The sequence below is a fragment of the Nocardia elegans NBRC 108235 genome, assembly GCF_001612845.1.
GTDB classification, from domain to species: Bacteria; Actinomycetota; Actinomycetes; order Mycobacteriales; family Mycobacteriaceae; genus Nocardia; species Nocardia nova.
Genome location: NZ_BDBF01000007.1, coordinates 221,641 through 237,723, shown reverse-complemented (window position 1 = coordinate 237,723; position 16,083 = coordinate 221,641). Strand labels below are relative to the sequence as shown.

The 16,083-nt window shown below is 69.1% G+C and carries 17 protein-coding genes; 7 read left to right on the top strand and 10 right to left on the bottom strand.

The window, feature by feature from the left end; genetic code table 11:
• Positions 1-25: 25 nt before the first annotated feature.
• From NE2_RS07205 to NE2_RS07185, 5 genes are read right to left on the bottom strand one after another with little or no spacing between them, the layout of a single operon-like run.
• Positions 26-1,285, bottom strand: a complete 1,260-nt coding sequence (locus NE2_RS07205) for a cysteine desulfurase (RefSeq protein ID WP_063024966.1) — start codon at positions 1,283-1,285, stop codon at positions 26-28.
• A 1-nt stretch (position 1,286) separates the two neighbouring features.
• The gene (gene sufC / locus NE2_RS07200; RefSeq protein WP_063024964.1) at positions 1,287-2,063 is read right to left on the bottom strand and encodes a Fe-S cluster assembly ATPase SufC; all 777 of its coding nucleotides are present in this window, start codon (positions 2,061-2,063) and stop codon (positions 1,287-1,289) included.
• A gap of 51 nt (positions 2,064-2,114) precedes the next feature.
• Positions 2,115-3,383, bottom strand: coding sequence for a Fe-S cluster assembly protein SufD (gene sufD, locus NE2_RS07195; protein WP_063024962.1), 1,269 nt, complete (start codon positions 3,381-3,383; stop codon positions 2,115-2,117).
• Positions 3,383-4,843, bottom strand: a complete 1,461-nt coding sequence (sufB, locus tag NE2_RS07190) for a Fe-S cluster assembly protein SufB (protein ID WP_063024960.1) — start codon at positions 4,841-4,843, stop codon at positions 3,383-3,385. Before sufB ends, sufD begins: the two co-directional genes overlap by 1 nt.
• A complete protein-coding gene (locus tag NE2_RS07185) occupies positions 4,840-5,664 on the bottom strand; it encodes a helix-turn-helix transcriptional regulator (RefSeq protein WP_082940442.1) in 825 nt (274 codons plus the stop codon). Before NE2_RS07185 ends, sufB begins: the two co-directional genes overlap by 4 nt.
• Positions 5,665-5,827: 163 nt before the next feature.
• Here NE2_RS07185 and mptB point away from each other — a divergent pair, with 163 nt between their 5' ends.
• The 4 genes from mptB (at position 5,828) to NE2_RS07165 (ending at position 10,302) form a co-directional block, all read left to right on the top strand.
• Positions 5,828-7,525, top strand: coding sequence for a polyprenol phosphomannose-dependent alpha 1,6 mannosyltransferase MptB (gene mptB, locus NE2_RS07180; RefSeq protein ID WP_063025043.1), 1,698 nt, complete (start codon positions 5,828-5,830; stop codon positions 7,523-7,525).
• Positions 7,522-8,454: an ABC transporter ATP-binding protein gene (locus tag NE2_RS07175; RefSeq protein ID WP_063024958.1), complete on the top strand. Its 933-nt coding sequence runs from the start codon at positions 7,522-7,524 to the stop codon at positions 8,452-8,454. Before mptB ends, NE2_RS07175 begins: the two co-directional genes overlap by 4 nt.
• The gene (locus NE2_RS07170; RefSeq protein WP_030518438.1) at positions 8,451-9,239 is read left to right on the top strand and encodes an ABC transporter permease; all 789 of its coding nucleotides are present in this window, start codon (positions 8,451-8,453) and stop codon (positions 9,237-9,239) included. Before NE2_RS07175 ends, NE2_RS07170 begins: the two co-directional genes overlap by 4 nt.
• An 88-nt stretch (positions 9,240-9,327) precedes the next feature.
• The gene (locus NE2_RS07165) at positions 9,328-10,302 is read left to right on the top strand and encodes a COX15/CtaA family protein (RefSeq protein ID WP_063013294.1); all 975 of its coding nucleotides are present in this window, start codon (positions 9,328-9,330) and stop codon (positions 10,300-10,302) included.
• An 85-nt stretch (positions 10,303-10,387) separates the two neighbouring features.
• Here NE2_RS07165 and NE2_RS07160 read toward each other — a convergent pair whose 3' ends face one another.
• The gene (locus NE2_RS07160; RefSeq protein ID WP_228816961.1) at positions 10,388-11,440 is read right to left on the bottom strand and encodes a phosphotransferase; all 1,053 of its coding nucleotides are present in this window, start codon (positions 11,438-11,440) and stop codon (positions 10,388-10,390) included.
• 210 nt (positions 11,441-11,650) lie between these two features.
• Here NE2_RS07160 and NE2_RS07155 point away from each other — a divergent pair, with 210 nt between their 5' ends.
• The gene (locus NE2_RS07155) at positions 11,651-11,869 is read left to right on the top strand and encodes an FmdB family zinc ribbon protein (protein WP_030518435.1); all 219 of its coding nucleotides are present in this window, start codon (positions 11,651-11,653) and stop codon (positions 11,867-11,869) included.
• A gap of 6 nt (positions 11,870-11,875) precedes the next feature.
• Here NE2_RS07155 and NE2_RS07150 read toward each other — a convergent pair whose 3' ends face one another.
• From NE2_RS07150 to NE2_RS07140, 3 genes are read right to left on the bottom strand one after another with little or no spacing between them, the layout of a single operon-like run.
• Positions 11,876-12,748 carry a class I SAM-dependent methyltransferase gene (locus NE2_RS07150; protein ID WP_106958476.1) on the bottom strand — a complete coding sequence of 291 codons (873 nt, stop codon included), beginning with the start codon at positions 12,746-12,748 and terminating at the stop codon, positions 11,876-11,878.
• 25 nt (positions 12,749-12,773) lie between these two features.
• Complete coding sequence (locus NE2_RS07145; protein WP_063024955.1) at positions 12,774-13,553, bottom strand: transporter substrate-binding domain-containing protein; 780 nt, start codon at positions 13,551-13,553, stop codon at positions 12,774-12,776.
• A 1-nt stretch (position 13,554) separates the two neighbouring features.
• Positions 13,555-13,905: a hypothetical protein gene (locus NE2_RS07140; RefSeq protein WP_063024954.1), complete on the bottom strand. Its 351-nt coding sequence runs from the start codon at positions 13,903-13,905 to the stop codon at positions 13,555-13,557.
• 82 nt (positions 13,906-13,987) lie between these two features.
• On the opposite strand from NE2_RS07140, the gene NE2_RS07135 reads away from it, so the two are divergent.
• Complete coding sequence (locus NE2_RS07135) at positions 13,988-14,953, top strand: quinone oxidoreductase family protein (RefSeq protein WP_063024953.1); 966 nt, start codon at positions 13,988-13,990, stop codon at positions 14,951-14,953.
• Between the two features lie 4 nt (positions 14,954-14,957).
• Here NE2_RS07135 and NE2_RS35490 read toward each other — a convergent pair whose 3' ends face one another.
• Positions 14,958-15,470 carry a hypothetical protein gene (locus NE2_RS35490; RefSeq protein ID WP_063024951.1) on the bottom strand — a complete coding sequence of 171 codons (513 nt, stop codon included), beginning with the start codon at positions 15,468-15,470 and terminating at the stop codon, positions 14,958-14,960.
• On the opposite strand from NE2_RS35490, the gene NE2_RS07125 reads away from it, so the two are divergent.
• On the top strand, positions 15,429-16,013 hold the full coding sequence (locus tag NE2_RS07125; protein WP_106958474.1) for an FAD-dependent monooxygenase: 585 nt from the start codon (positions 15,429-15,431) through the stop codon (positions 16,011-16,013). The genes NE2_RS35490 and NE2_RS07125 overlap by 42 nt on opposite strands.
• Positions 16,014-16,083: the final 70 nt, after the last annotated feature.

The window sequence follows — 16,083 nt, the reverse complement described above, 5'->3', positions numbered from 1 at the left end:
CACTGGTCGCTCGCGCTCACCGGATTCAACGGTCGGCCACACCGAAGAATTTCTGTGCCTTACGGACCGCGGCCACCAGCGCCTCCACCTCGTCGAGGGTGTTGTAGACCGCGAAGGAGGCCCGGGCGGTGGCGGGTACGCCGAGCCGGCGCATCAGCGGCCAGGCGCAATGGTGCCCGACGCGGATGGCCACGCCCTCGTCGTCCAGGATCTGGCCCACGTCGTGCGGGTGGATTCCGTCGACCACGAACGACACCGCGCCACCGCGATCCACGTTCTCGGTCGGCCCCACGATGTGCACGCCGTCGATCGCGCCGAGTCCCTCCAGGGCGGCGCCGACCAACGTATGTTCGTGCGCGGCAACGGCGTCCATCCCGATCGCCTCGAGATACCGCACGGCCGCGCCCAATCCGACCACCTGCGAGGTCATCGGCACGCCGGCCTCGAACCGCTGCGGCGGCGCCGCGTAGGTAGTGGCCTCCATGGTGACCGTCTCGATCATGGATCCGCCGGTGATGAACGGCGGGGTCTCCTCGAGCAGGGCGTAGCGGCCGTAGAGCACGCCGACACCGGACGGACCCAGCATCTTGTGCCCGGAGAACGCGGCGAAATCGATGCCGAGTTCACGCAAGTTCACCGGCATGTGCGGGACCGACTGGCAGGCATCGAGCACTACCAGGGCGCCGACCGCCTTGGCGCGGCGCACCATCTCGTGCACGTCGGCGACCGCACCGGTCACATTCGACTGATGAGTGAACGCGACGACCTTGGTCGCGGGCGACAGTTCCAGCGAATCCAGATCGATGCGTCCGTCGTCGGTGATGCCGTACCACTTCAGGGTGGCGCCGGTGCGACGCGCGAGTTCCTGCCACGGAACGAGATTCGCGTGATGCTCCAGTTCGGTGATCACGATCTCGTCGCCCGGTCCCACGTGGTACGGGAAACGGTCGTCGGAGAACGAATACGTCACCAGGTTCAGCGATTCGGTGGCGTTCTTGGTGAAGACGATCTCGTTCGCCTCCACGCCCACGAAGCGCGCGATATCGGCCCGGGCGCCCTCGTAGGCGTCGGTCGCCTCCTCGGCGAGCTGATGCGCGCCGCGGTGCACGGCGGCGTTGGTGTGGGTGAGGAATTCGCGTTCGGCGTCCAGGACGGCCAGCGGTCGCTGCGAGGTGGCCCCGGAATCCAGGTACACCAACGGTTTTCCGTCACGCACCGTCCGGTTCAGGATCGGGAAATCGGCCCGGATCCTGGCGACGTCGAGTGTGCGTGTCACAGCGGTCATATCAGGCTCCCGCGGTCGCGGTCTGTGTGAAGCGGACGTAGCCGTTGGCGTCGAGTTCGTCGGCCAGTTCGGAGCCACCCTCGGCCACGATGCGGCCGCCCACGAACACGTGCACGAACTGCGGCTGGACGTAGCGCAGGATCCGGGTGTAGTGGGTGATCAGCAGGACGCCGCCGTTCTCGCGCTCCTTGTAGCGGTTGACGCCCTCGGAGACGATGCGCAGCGCGTCGACGTCCAGACCGGAGTCGGTCTCGTCGAGGATGGCGATCTTCGGCTTGAGCAGGCCCAGCTGCAGGATTTCGTGGCGCTTCTTCTCACCGCCGGAGAAGCCCTCGTTGACGCTGCGGTCGGCGAAGGCGTCGTCGATCTCCAGCTCGCCCATCGACTCCTTGACTTCCTTGACCCAGTGGCGCAGCTTCGGGGCCTCGCCGCGCACGGCGGTGGCGGCGGTGCGCAGGAAGTTCGACATGGACACACCCGGCACCTCGACCGGGTACTGCATGGCCAGGAACAGGCCGGCGCGGGCACGCTCGTCGACGGACATGGCCAGCACGTCCTCGCCGTCGAGGGTGATCGAACCCTGGGTCACGGTGTACTTCGGGTGCCCCGCGATGGCGTAGGACAGGGTGGACTTGCCGGAGCCGTTCGGGCCCATGATGGCGTGGGTCTCGCCCGACTTCACGGTGAGGTTCACGCCCTTGAGGATCTTGATGGGCTCGCCGTTCTCGTCGGGATTGGCGACTTCGGCGTGCAGGTCCTTGATTTCGAGGGTGGTCATTGCATTCCTTCTGGGCTGATGGAGGTTTCGGGCTGCCGGGACGCGTCGGTGCTAGGCACCGATGGCGGCGAGTTCGGTCTCGATGGCCGACTCCAGCCGCTCCCGGATCTCGACGACCGCGATCTTCTGGATGATCTCGTGGAAGAAACCACGCACCACCAGACGGCGGGCGGCCTCCTCCGGAATACCGCGAGCACGCAGGTAGAACAGCTGCTCGTCGTCGAATCGGCCCGTCGCCGAGGCGTGGCCGGCGCCGAGGATCTCACCGGTCTCGATCTCGAGATTCGGCACCGAATCGGCGCGGGCGCCGTCGGTGAGGACCAGATTGCGATTGGCCTCGTAGGTGTCGGTGCCCTCGGCCTCCGCGCGGATCAGCACATCGCCGACCCAGACGGTGTGCGCGTCGGGCTTGGCCGAGCTCGGATCGCCCTGCAGCGCACCCTTGTACAGCACATTCGACTTGCAGTGCGGCTGCGCGTGGTCGACCAGCAGGCGCTGCTCGAAATGCTGTCCGTCGTCGGCGAAGTACAGGCCCAGCAGTTCGGCGTCGCCGCCGGGACCGTCGTAGCGCACGGTGGCGGTCAGCCGCACCAGATCGCCGCCGAGGGTCACATCGGTGTGCCGCAGCACGGCATCGCGACCCAGCTTGGCGTGATGGGCGGTGACGTGCACGGCGTCGTCGTCCCAGTCCTGGACCGCGACCACCGTCAGCTTGGCGCTGTCGCCGAGCACGAATTCCACGTTCTCCGCGTAGGTTCCGCTGCCGCGCTGGTCGATGACCACCGTCGCGGCCGCGAAGTTGCCGAGCCGGATCTGCAGATGACCGAACGCCGTCTTGTCCGCGCCGGGGCCGGTGACCCGGACGACGACCGGGCGGTCGACCTCGGTCTCGGCGCCGACCGACACCACGGTGGCCTGTTCGAAACCCGAATAGGCTTGGGCGGCAACACGATCGGTGGGCACCCCACCCTCGCCGAGCCGGGCGTCGTCACGGCCGACGGTCTCGACCGTCACACCGTCGATCACCGAGCCGTCGACGGCAGCGGTGCTCGCGTCAGGGCCGGAGGCGGCAGCCTGCGTAACCGCGGAGGCCCCGCGAGCATCGCCATCGGACACAGCGACCTCGATACCCGCCCGGCCGTCACGCACCGCAGTGCCGTCGTGCAGGCCACGCAGCCGGCGCAGCGGGGTGAACCGCCAGGCCTCGTCGTGTGCCGAGGGCACCTCGAAGGCGGCCACATCGAACGAGGCGAACAGCTCACCCTTGTTGACGGCCGGGATGCGGGCCTCGCCCGCGACAGCCACATTCTCGACCGGCATCAGCCGACCGCTCCTTCCATCTGCAGCTCGATGAGCCGGTTCAGCTCCAACGCGTATTCCATCGGCAGTTCCTTGGCGATGGGCTCGACGAAGCCGCGCACCACCATCGCCATCGCCTCGTCCTCGGTCATGCCGCGGCTCATCAGGTAGAACAGCTGATCCTCGGACACCTTGGAGACGGTGGCCTCGTGGCCCATCGTCACGTCGTCCTCGCGGATGTCGACGTAGGGGTAGGTGTCGGAGCGGCTGATCGTATCCACCAGCAGCGCATCGCATTTCACGGTCGACTTGGAGCCGTGCGCCCCCTTGTTGACCTGAACCAGGCCGCGGTAGGACGCCCGGCCGCCACCGCGCGCCACCGACTTCGACACGATGGTCGAGGAGGTGTGCGGCGCCAGGTGCAGCATCTTCGAGCCGGTGTCCTGGTGCTGACCCTCGCCCGCGAACGCCACCGACAGCACCTCACCCTTGGCGTACTCGCCGGTCATCCAGACCGCCGGGTACTTCATGGTGACCTTGGAGCCGATGTTGCCGTCGATCCATTCCATGGTCGCGCCCGCCTCGGCCTTGGCCCGCTTGGTGACCAGGTTGTAGACGTTGTTCGACCAGTTCTGGATGGTGGTGTAGCGGCAGCGGCCGCCCTTCTTCACGATGATCTCCACGACCGCCGAGTGCAGCGAGTCGGACTTGTAGATCGGCGCGGTACAACCCTCGACGTAGTGCACGTAGGCGCCCTCGTCGACGATGATCAGGGTGCGCTCGAACTGGCCCATGTTCTCGGTGTTGATCCGGAAGTAGGCCTGCAGCGGGATGTCGACGTGCACGCCCGGCGGCACGTAGATGAAGGAGCCACCCGACCACACGGCGGTGTTCAGCGCGGAGAACTTGTTGTCGCCGGCCGGAATCACCGAGCCGAAGTACCGCTGGAAGATCTCCGGGTGCTCGCGCAGGCCGGTGTCGGTGTCGAGGAAGATGACGCCCTGGGCCTCGAGATCCTCGCGGATCTGGTGATAGACCACCTCGGACTCGTACTGGGCGGCCACACCGGCGACCAGGCGCTGCTTCTCGGCCTCCGGGATGCCCAGCTTGTCGTAGGTGTTCTTGATGTCCTCGGGCAGATCTTCCCAGCTCTCGGCCTGCTTCTCGGTCGAGCGCACGAAGTATTTGATGTTGTCGAAGTCGATGCCCTCGAGGTTGGAGCCCCAGCTCGGCATCGGCTTGCGATCGAAGATCCGCAGCGCCTTGAGGCGGGCGGCGAGCATCCACTCGGGCTCGTTCTTCTTCGCCGAGATGTCGCGCACGACGTCCTCGGACAGGCCGCGCTTGGCGCTGGCGCCGGCGATATCCGAATCCGCCCAGCCGTAGCCGTAGGTACCCAGCGAGGCGATGGTCTCCTCTTGGGTCAGGGGCTGGTTCTGGGGCGCATCGGATTCACGGCTCGCCGCGGTGGTCGACGTCATTCGGCACTCCTTCCGGAGTCGTTTCGAGCTGCCGTTGCGGGCTGTGCAACGGCGCGGGTGGCGGGCTGAGCATTGCTCGTCGGGGGATTGCTCGTCGGGGGAACGGACAGGGGTACGTGGGTGGTGCAGGCGCAGTCGCCGTTGGCGATGGTCGCGAGCCGCTGCACGTGGGTTCCGAGCAGCTCGCGAAATGCCTCGAGTTCGGCGGCGCACAGTTCCGGGAACTCCTCGGCCACGTGCGAGACCGGGCAGTGATGCTGGCATATCTGGACGCCGGAGCCGACCTTGCGGGTGGTGGCGGCGAATCCGGCATCGCTGAACGCCTCGGCGATCTCCTCCGCCTTCTCCGAGGTGGCGGCCGGCGTGTGCTGAGCCAGGCGGTCGATACCGGCGACGATCACACCGACGCGACGGCGAGCGAAATCCATGATCGCGTTCTCGCCGCCGATCTCGCGCAGCTGCCGCATCGCGGCTCCCGCCAGATCGTCGTAGGCGTGGCCGAGCCGGCCGCGACCGGCCGCGGTCAGCTGGAACTGCTTGGCGGGACGACCGCGGCCCTGCTGTTGCCACGGTGCCGAGCGCATGGCCCGGGCCTCGCCGGATTCGATCAGCGCGTCGAGATGACGACGCACGCCGGCCGGGCTCAGACCCAGCCGCTGCCCGATGGCCGTCGCGGTGATCGGCCCCTCCTCCAGCAGCAGCTGGACGACGGCCGCGCGAGTATGCCCCTCACCGGCGGCGGCCGCGGGCGCGGCGGAAGGCCGGGCGCCCTGCTGACGCTCGGTATTCACCTCGTTCTCCCGCAAACCCACGGTTTTCACAACATCAGTGTGACGGAATTATTTCCCGCATTCTAGTAAGGGTGCCCTGAATCGCAGTCGGATGCGGCTCCGACCTGGGCATCGACCGCCGGTGCAATATGTCACGGCTCGCGCCGCGACGTTGCGACGGCCGCGGCTCCCACCCCGGCTACGCTTGACCTCCGTGGCGGTTGTGGAAGGCGCATGGCGTAGGAGCATCGAGATCGGACGCCGGGCCCTGGGCCTGGACGTCCCGCCCGCCGATCACACCATCGCGGTACTACACACCGTCGAAGCCGACGCGCCGGGGCTGGACAGCCGGGAAACCGCGCAGTTCAAGCGAATTCGACTGCTCGGCGCCACCGGCTCGGTGCTCATGGCGATCAGCGCGCTGGGCGTCGCCGCCCAGCCGGTACTGCAGAATCCGGTCTCCGGTGTCCGGGTGATCGGCGTCTTCGCACGCTGGCAGACCTCGTCGCTGGCGCTGTGCATGATCGGCACGGTCTTCGTGGTGATGGCATGGCTGCTGCTCGGCCGCTTCGCGGTCGGCGGTTTCGGCGGCTCCCCCGTCCATCGGCTCAGCCGCTCGCAGCTGGATCGCACGCTGCTGCTGTGGATCATCCCGCTGTCGGTGGCCCCGCCGCTGTTCTCCAACGATGTCTATTCGTATCTGGCACAGGGCGAGATCGCGGCCCGCGGCCTCGATCCGTACGCCGTCGGCCCGGCCACCGGCCTGGGCCTGCACAACGTGCTGACCTACAACGTGCCCAACATCTGGCGCGACACTCCCGCCCCGTACGGACCGCTGTTCGTCTGGATGGGCCGCGGGATCGCCCATGTGACCGGCGACAACATCATCGTCGGCGTGTGGGCGCATCGGTTGCTGGCATTGGCCGGGGTGGCTCTGATCGTCTGGGCACTGCCGCGCCTGTCGCGACGCTGCGGAGTCGCGCCGGTCAGCGCGCTGTGGCTGGGCGCGGCCAATCCGCTGGTGCTGTTCCATTTGGTCGGCGGCGTGCACAACGAAGCCTTGATGCTGGGCCTGATGCTGGCCGGGGTGGAGTTCTGCCTGCGCGCGCTGGCCACCGAGCACACACCCGGGCTGGGCGGGTTCGACCAGCGTGGCTGGCTCCTGCTGACCTTCGGCGCCGTGGTGATCACGCTGTCGTCGGCGGTGAAGATCCCCTCGATCATCGCGCTCGGATTCGTCGGTATGGCCCTGGCCCGGCGCTGGGGGCGCGGCTGGCGGCCGCTGCTGGCCGCCGCGGCGGTCCTCGGCGCGATCACCCTGGTCACCACGTTGTTCGTCAGTTACACCTCCGGGCTCGGTTTCGGCTGGACACACACCCTCAATGCCGCCAGCACCGTGCGCAGCTGGATGTCGCTACCCACTGCGGTCGGCATCGTCACCGGATTCGGCGGCGTGCTGCTGGGACTGGGCGACCACACCACTGCGCTGCTGAGCATTACCCGCCCGATCGCCGCGGTCGTGGCGGCGCTGATCACCGTGCGCATGCTCATCGCCACGTGGACCGGGCGGTTGCAGCCGGTCGGCGCGATGGGTGTGTCGCTCGCGGCGATAGTGCTGCTGTTCCCGGTCGTACAGCCGTGGTATCTGCTGTGGGCGATCATGCCGCTCGCGGCGTGGGCGACCACTCCCGCGTTCCGGGTCCCCGCCGTGGTGTTCTCCGCGGTCGTGAGCGTGATCCTGATGCCGCGCGGCGCGGATTTCGGGGTCTTCCAGATCATCGAGGCGGCGGTCGCCGTGGTCATCGTCGCGCTCGGATTCATCGCGGTGACCCGGAACCTGCTGCCCTGGCGTAACCGGACAGGGGTGTCTGCTCCGTCACAGCCGGGCCCGGCATACGGTGTCTCATCGTGAGCGCCGCCTCGGAACCCGCTGTCTGTATCGACGGTGTTGTGAAACGCTACGGCGACATCACCGCCGTGGACGGGATCGCTTTCGAGGTCGGACGCGCGGAGGTGCTGGCGCTGCTGGGACCCAACGGCGCCGGGAAGACCACCACGGTGGAAATGTGTGAGGGGTTCCTCTCCCCCGACGCCGGTTCGGTGCGAGTGCTCGGGCTGGATCCGGTCGCCGATTCGGATCGCCTGCGCCCGCGCATCGGTGTGATGCTGCAGGGCGGCGGGGCCTATCCGGGTTCGCGGGCCGGCGAGATGCTCGATCTGGTCGCCTCCTACGCCGCCGATCCGCTCGATCCGCAATGGCTGCTCGACACCCTCGGCCTGCACGACGCTCGCCGCACCCCGTATCGGCGGCTCTCCGGTGGCCAGCAGCAGCGCCTCGCGCTGGCGTGCGCGCTGGTGGGGCGGCCCGAGCTGGTCTTCCTCGACGAGCCCACGGCGGGAATGGACGCGCAGGCCCGGCATCTGGTGTGGGAGCTGATCGATGCGCTGCGCCGCGACGGCGTCGGCATTCTGCTCACCACGCACATGATGGACGAGGCCGAACAGCTGGCCGACCGGCTGGTGATCATCGATCACGGCCGCATCGTCGCCGCCGGCACCCCGGCCGAGGTGACCTCCGCCGGCGCCGAAGGCCAACTACGTTTCAGCGCGCCGCCGAAACTCGACCTGTCGCTGCTGGAGAGCGCACTGCCGGAAGGGTTCGCGCCCAGCGAGACCGCGCCCGGCTCCTATCTGCTGTGCGGCGACATCACCCCGCAGGTGCTGGCCACCGTCACCGCCTGGTGCGCGCGAATCGACGTGCTGCCCACCGACATTCGCATCGACCAGCGCCGCCTGGAGGATGTGTTCCTCGAACTGACCGGACGGGAGCTGCGCGGATGACCCGGACCGCCCCTCGTTTCACCCCCGGCACCTTCAGCCCCGCGCCGCGGCCGGCCCCGCGCCTGGCGATGCTGACCGCGCAGACCCGCATGGAACTGATCCTGTTGCTGCGCAACGGCGAACAGCTCCTGCTCACCATGTTCATCCCGATCACGCTGCTGATCGGGCTGACCCTGCTGCCGCTGGGCTCGAGCCTCGGCGAACACCACAAGGTCGACCGGATCGTGCCCGCGGTGATGATGGTGGCCATCATGTCCACCGCCTTCACCGGCCAGGCCATCGCGGTCGGCTTCGACCGCCGCTACGGTGCGCTGAAACGCTTGGGCGCCACGGCATTACCGCGCTGGGGCATCGTCGGCGGCAAATGCGCGGCGGTGCTGATCGTGGTGGTCCTGCAATCGGTTCTGCTCGGCCTGATCGGTGTCGCACTGGGCTGGCGGCCCTCGATCGGCGGCCTGCTGCTGGGCGCGTTCGTCATCGCGCTGGGCACCGCCGCCTTCGTCGCGATGGGACTGCTGCTGGGCGGCACCCTCAAGGCCGAGATCGTGCTCGCGCTCGCCAACATCCTGTGGTTCGTGATGCTGGGAGTGGCGAGCCTGGTCTTCGCCTCCGACAACCTCCCGCACGCGGTGACGCTGATCGCGCGACTGATCCCCTCCGGAGCGCTGGCCGAGGCGCTGGACCAGGCGCTGCACACCAGCGTGGACTGGTACGGCATCGCGGTGCTCGTGGTGTGGGGCGCGGTGACGGGCTGGCTCGCGACGCGCTGGTTCCGCTTCGACTGAGTCACCGGACCCAACCCGATGTGACGGCAACGACACAACGTAGTAGCCCCGGTGCGGGCGCGGATCCGGCTGCGTCTACCATCGTTTCGTGCTGTCACGCGCGTTTGTGCGACTGGTCGACTTTCTGCCGCTGCCCTCCCTGCGGGTGCAGCGCATCTTCGCGTTGGCGGTGATCCTGTCCCAGGCGGGCATCTCCGTGACCGGCGCGATCGTGCGCGTCACCTCCTCCGGCCTGGGCTGCCCGACCTGGCCGCAGTGCTTCCCCGGCAGTTTCACACCCACCGCCCACGCCGAAGTTCCGGCGCTCCACCAGGCGGTCGAATTCTCCAATCGCATGCTCACCTTCGCGGTGACGCTGTGCGCGGCGCTGATCGTGCTCGCCGTGGTACGCGCCCGGCGGCGGCGCGAGGTCGTCGTCTACGCCTGGCTGATGCCCGGCGGCACCGTGCTGCAGGCCGTGATCGGCGGGATCACCGTGCGCAGCGGATTGCTGTGGTGGACGGTGTCGGTCCACCTGCTGGCCTCGATGCTGATGGTGTGGCTTGCGACGCTGCTGTTCGCCAAGGTCGGCGAACCCGACGACGGGGTCGACGTCGTGCAGGTCCCGGCACCCCTGCGCTGGCTGACCGCGCTCAGCGCGGTCGCGATGACCGGCACACTCATCGCCGGCACCCTGGTCACCGGCGCCGGACCGCACGCCGGGGACAAGAGCACCGAACGGCCGGTGGCGCGTCTGCAGATCGAGATCGTCACCTTGGTGCACGCCCACGCCGAATTGCTCGTGGCCTATTTGGCGCTGCTGGTCGGCCTCGGCTTCGGACTGGCCGCGGTGGGGATGACCCGCGCGATCCGGGTGCGTCTGATCGTGGTGATCGCCACGGTCTGCGCCCAGGCGCTCGTCGGCATCGTCCAGTACTTCACCCACGTTCCCGCCGCGCTGGTGGTCGTCCACGTCGGCGGCGCCACCGCGTGCATCGTCGCGACGGCCGCGTTGTGGGCCTCGATGCGCACCCGCGAACAGGTCACCGCGCCTGCCCCCGAAGCAGCCGCCCGCGCCGCCTGAACCGGGCGCGCGCTGCTGTCGTCACGCCCCGCTGACAGCAGGGCCGCGCGGACCCCTGCCCCCCTGCCTCCACTGAGCGACTGCGCTACGCCGGTGTCCGATCGAGTGCGTCCCAATCGCGGATCGCGGCGCAACTGCGGCGCACCATCGCGGCGAACATCTCGTCCCCCCGCGGCGTGACCGTGCCGTAGGCAGCGCCGAACACCGCCACCAGCGGCCCCTGCACCAGGGCGAAACCGTAGTCGCGCCGGCACTGATCCAGTGTGTAATCGCCGACGCCGTAGGAACACAATGCGCGCCAATAGGTTTCGATGATGGAGTCCTCGTGCGCCCGCCGGAGGTCCGGTTCGAGACCGGTGGCGACGAAATACGACAGATCACGCGCCGGCAATCCGAGACCGAGCGTCTGCCAGTCCAGCGCCCACACCTCGACCTCGCCACTGTCATCGGAGAACATCAGATTGTCCAAGCGGTAATCGCCGTGGACCGGCGAGAACCGATCGGGCGCCGCCAGCAGCCAGTCGGCGATGCCGGGAACACAGGCGCGCAAGGTGTCGCGGTCGGCCGGGGATAGCCGCTCTCCCAGGCGCTCGAGGAAGATCTCCGTCGCCGGACCGTACAACTCCGACAAGGCCTGCGCCTCGGCCGCCCCGTTGAAGTTCAGCCCTTCGATCGCGGACAAGCCGGGATCGCACCAGCGCGGACCGTGCAGTCCCGCCAGATTCCGGACCGCCGCATTCGCCTGCGCCACCGTGCATCCCGCGATCTGATCGCCCTGGCGCGCCGGCGCGAGGTCGTCGAGCAGCAGGGTGAATTCCGCTCCGTCACCGGCGAATTCGGCGAAATGGCAGGTGGGCACCCGCACCGAGACGGTGGGTGCGATCTCGCGGTAGAAGCGGATCTCCTGCCGATAAGCGCCCGCGACCATGGCACGCGCGGCCGGGTCGGCGGCAGGCAGTTTCGCCATCAACCGCGCGGGCGCCGATTCGCCGTCGATCTCGAGCCGGAACACCGAACCCATCTGCCCGGTGCCCACCGGCGTCGCGGTGACCGCGCGCACCGGCGTCGACAGCGCCCGGCTCAACCACCGCGGGGTGATCTGCTCGGCGTCCACCACGACCTCCGCCATTGCCGTCATCCGCGGACTCCCTTCACCCGGACACGATGCCGGACATGTGTCCGGGACAGTAACACGGCCGGGCGGCTCGGATACCGGAATGAGGGGCTCGGATGATGCGGTCACGGCCTACCCAGGCCCGTGCGCTCAGCGACGATCACGGCCGGATTTCGAGCGAAGCCGGCCGGACCCTGGCGATCCGGTCCGCCGCGGACGCGACATAATTTCCTCATGCCGACCTACGCCTACCGCTGCCGGGAATGTACCGAATCGTTCGAACTGACCCGGCCGATGAGCGAATCCGGCGACCCGGCTCTCTGCCCGGGTGGCCACAGCGACACCGTCAAACTGCTCACCACGGTCGCCTTGACCGGTAAGGCCGCGGGGTCGGCCGCCGCACCGCCCGCGCCGACCGGCGGCGGTTGCTGCGGAGGCGGCTGCTGCGGCTGATCGCGGTCAGACACGGTCGGCGATCAGCGTCCGCCCCAATCCGTAGGCACGGGACTGGCGGGCCGGTACGTCGAGCCGGCGCGCCGCCTCGATCAACTCCACATCGGCGGTGACGGTGAGCCCGTAACGCGTTGTCAGCGCGGCCATGTCTGCCGGCGACCACGCCGATACGTGCGGTTCGTCCGCGAGCGGATCCCGGCCACCGGACAGCTTGCTGAACAGGCGCATACCGGCACGGCCCAGTCCGGCGAGGCGGTTCGGGGTGGGATAGGTCGCGATCAGCCGGCTGCCGGGCGCGCTGCGGGCGGCGACGACGGCCAGCGTCGATTCGACCTGCGGCTGCGTCAGATACGGCAGGACTCCCTCCCACACCCACGTGGTCGTCGCATCCGCGCGATGGCCCGCCTCGGTCAGTCGCGCCCCCAGGTCGTCGCGGCCGAATTGCACCGGCACATAGGTCAGCGACTTCGCGACCGGCGCCAGTGTGCCCGCCCGTTCGCGCTTATCCCGTTGCGAGGCAGGATGATCCACCTCGAATACGTCGGCCGCGGGGTGGTCCGTCCGCCAGGCCCGCCCGTCGAGTCCGGCGCCGAGAAGCACCAGCTGCGCGGCGGACGCCTCGCGGATCGCCTCGTCGATGACGACGGTGCGGGTCGCGAGGACGGCGGCCGTGGCGGTGAGCATCTCGTATTCGAGCCGCTCCCGCCAGCCGCCGGGCGGATGCTCGGCTCGGGCGCGCCGCACCGCCGCCCGTTCGTCGTCGTGAAGTAGTTGCGCCGCAATGGGATCCGAGAATCGCCCGACCGCCAGTCGCCCGTCGGCCACTGCCCGGCCCTGACAGACCAGCACCGCGGTCCGGCTCGCCGCTTTATCCGTCACCCCGTCGATTATGGTCGGGCGTCGCTCAGGCGGTGGCGTGCGGCCCGATCCATTCCGCGACACGCCGGTCGACTCCCCCGGTGGCCAGCTGACTCGCCAGCCAGGCGTTCACCGTCAGCGCGGTCGGCACATCGTTCTTCGGCAGCAGGAACACCTTGCCGAAGGAGTCGAACGGTGCCTCCGGATGCAGGACCCGCAGGTCGGGATGCTGCCGCACGCGGTAGCGGCCCTCCACCGAATCGGTGACGAAGACGTCCGCGCGACCGGCGGTGATCTGATCGAAGATGGTGACGTTGTCGGGCCATACCGTCAGCTGCGCATGCGGGAAATGGGCGCGGGCGAACTGTTCGTTGGTACCGCCGCGGTTGACGATCACCCGGACCTGCGGCTGATCGATCTGCTCGATCGTCGCGTACTTCCCGGCGTCGGCGGCACGCACGATCGGGGTCTTGCCGTCGGTGCCGTAGCTCAGCGAGAAGTCGGCGTAGGCGCGCCGGGCCGCGGCCTCGGATATTCCGCCGACCGCCAGATCGCAGGCGTGCGCCGAGAAATCGCTGCCCATCGACGCCCAGGTGGTCGGCACGAATCGCAGCGGGCGCCCCAGCGGCTGCGCCATATCGCGGACCAGGTCGATGTCGATGCCGCGGTAGCCGCCGTGGCCGTCGGTCACCGAATAGGGCGGGTAATCACCGGTGGTGCAGACCCGCAGGGCCGCGGGGTCCTCGGCGTGCGCCGGGGCGATCATCGTCAGGACCGCGGCCGCACCGGCCGTCGCGGCGGCGATCAGCCGATGCCGCAGAGCCATCTCAGTTCTCGTTGCGCGCCTTCGGGAACCGGGCCTGGTGGGCGACCCAGCCGGCCATCCGCGCCCAGTGTCCCTTCGCAGGGGTGGCGACCGAACTCAGATCGCGATCCCAGTGCTCGGTTTCGTCGAGGCCGTCGACGGCCTCGACGACCGCCTTGGCGGTGGCGAGATCCGCGACGACTCGATCGCCGAGCACACCGTCGGCACCGACGAGGGTGATGCGGACCCCGATGCGCCCGATCGGCTGCAGTACGGCCGTACCCGAACCACCATGGGCGGAGACGAACTTCTTGACCGACTCGATGACGGCGGACGACGGCGTGACCGGGGCCGCGGTAGCGGTTTCGCTCATGGCGTGGAGTTTACCGTCCGGTAGGGAGGGCCCGACCGCCCTACCGGTGTTCGTGGCGCGAGGGGGTGTAGAACTGAAAACCATGCGCGCCATTCAGGTCAGCGAACACGGCGGTCCCGAAGTTCTCGTCGCGACCGAGGTCGATGATCCGGTCATCGGGCCGAATCAGCTGCTCGTCGATATCGAGGCGGCCGGTGTCAATTTCATCGACACCTATATCCGCACCGGCACCTATCCGCAGGAGGTGCCCTACATCCCAGGTTCCGAGGGCACGGGTGTGGTCGCCGAAGTCGGTTCCGAGGTGACCGAATTCACCGTCGGCGATCGGGTCGCGTGGGCCGCCGCCCCCGGAAGTTATGCGGAGAAGGTCGCGGTGGACGCGGCGGTGGCGGTGGCCGTGCCGGACGGGGTGTCGCCGGCGGTGGCGGCCTCGGCGCTGCTGCAGGGCATGACCGCGCACTACCTGATCGAATCGGTCTACAAGCCGCAGCCGGGCGAGACGATCCTGGTCCACGCCGGCGCCGGCGGGGTCGGGCTCCTGCTGACCCAGCTGGCCGCCGCCCGCGATATCCGGGTGATCACCACGGTGTCCACCGACGCGAAGGAAGAGTTGTCCCGCGAGGCCGGCGCCGCACACGTGCTGCGCTACGGCGACGATCTCGCCCAGCGCGTACGCGACCTCACCGACGGGGTCGGGGTGGCCGCGGTCTACGACGGGGTGGGCGCGGCGACGTTCGAGTCGAGCCTGGCGGCCCTGCGCATCCGCGGCATGCTGGCCCTGTTCGGCGCCGCCAGCGGTCAGGTGCCGCCGTTCGATCTGCAGCGGCTCAATCCGGCAGGTTCCCTGTTCGTCACCCGCCCGACGCTTGCCCACTACACCCGCGATCGCGCGGAATTGACCTGGCGCGCAGGCGAAGTCCTCGACGCCGTCGCCGACGGGACACTGCGGGTGCGGATCGGCGCCGAATATCCCCTCGCCGAGGCCGCGCAGGCACATCGAGATCTGCAGGCCCGCAAGACCACCGGGTCGATCGTGCTGATGCCCTGAGCGGTCAGTAGTCGCGACCGGTGAGCCCCCGGTAGACGAATCGGGTCAGCCCGGCCACCGCCTGCTCGTCGTCGACGGCGAGCACACCCTCCTCGACCGCCTCCAGCAGTGCCCGGATCAGCAAGAACATCATCGCCACGCTGACGTCCGGGGTGCTCGGCAGGCGGAGTCCGGCCGCGCCGAAGCCGTCGACGTGGTCGACGACCTCCTCGAGTTGACCGGCCGTGAACCGGTTGGCCAGCCGCGCGAACTCCCCGTCGACCAGCGCCGCCCGCGTGACCGCCCGCAGTACCGGCCAATTGCGGCGGGCGAAGCGCCGGTACTGCTCGATATGGAAATCGACGGCCGCCGGCTTGGTGAAATCCGGATCGTGCGCGCTCGCCTCGGCCGACGTATCCCCTTCGGCCGCAAAGTCTTTCAGCAGCGCCTGCAGTAGCCGTTCGATTTCACCGAGGACGCCGACGGGGCGCGGGCCGTGCTGACCGGTCCGGACGGCACCGAGAACGTCACCGCGCACTATCTTGTCGGCGCCGACGGCGGCGCCGGAACCATGCGACGCACCCTGGGGATCCCGCTCGAGGGGACGACCGACGAATCGATCCGCGTGCTGCTCGGCGACGTCCGGGTCGACGCGCTGGACCACGGCTTCGGCTATTGGTTCGCCACCGCGGCCGCCCCCACCGCTGGGGGTCGCGCTCACGCCACTGCCCGGTGGCCGGTTGTCCAGTTCGCGGCCCCGCTCGGCGACCACCCGCGGGCCACCCGGGCCGTGCTACAGGAACAATGGGATAGGGTGAGCGGCCGCACCGATCTGACGGTGGGCGAACCGGTGTGGTCCACGGTGTGGCGGCCGAATATCCGGCTGGCACAGCGGTTCCGGTCCGGGCGGGTGTTCCTGGCCGGTGACGCGGCGCACGTACATCCGCCCACCGGCGGGCAGGGGATGAACACCGGTATCCAGGACGCCTACAACCTGGGCTGGAAGCTGGCCGCCGCGCTCGACGGCGACCCCGGCCCGCTCGAAACCCACGAGCCCGAACGCCGGGGCGTCGCGCAGTGAGTACTCGGCGTCAGCACGGCACTGCTCGACAAACATACGCGGCCACCGCGGGCACGCAGGTACAGGTGCG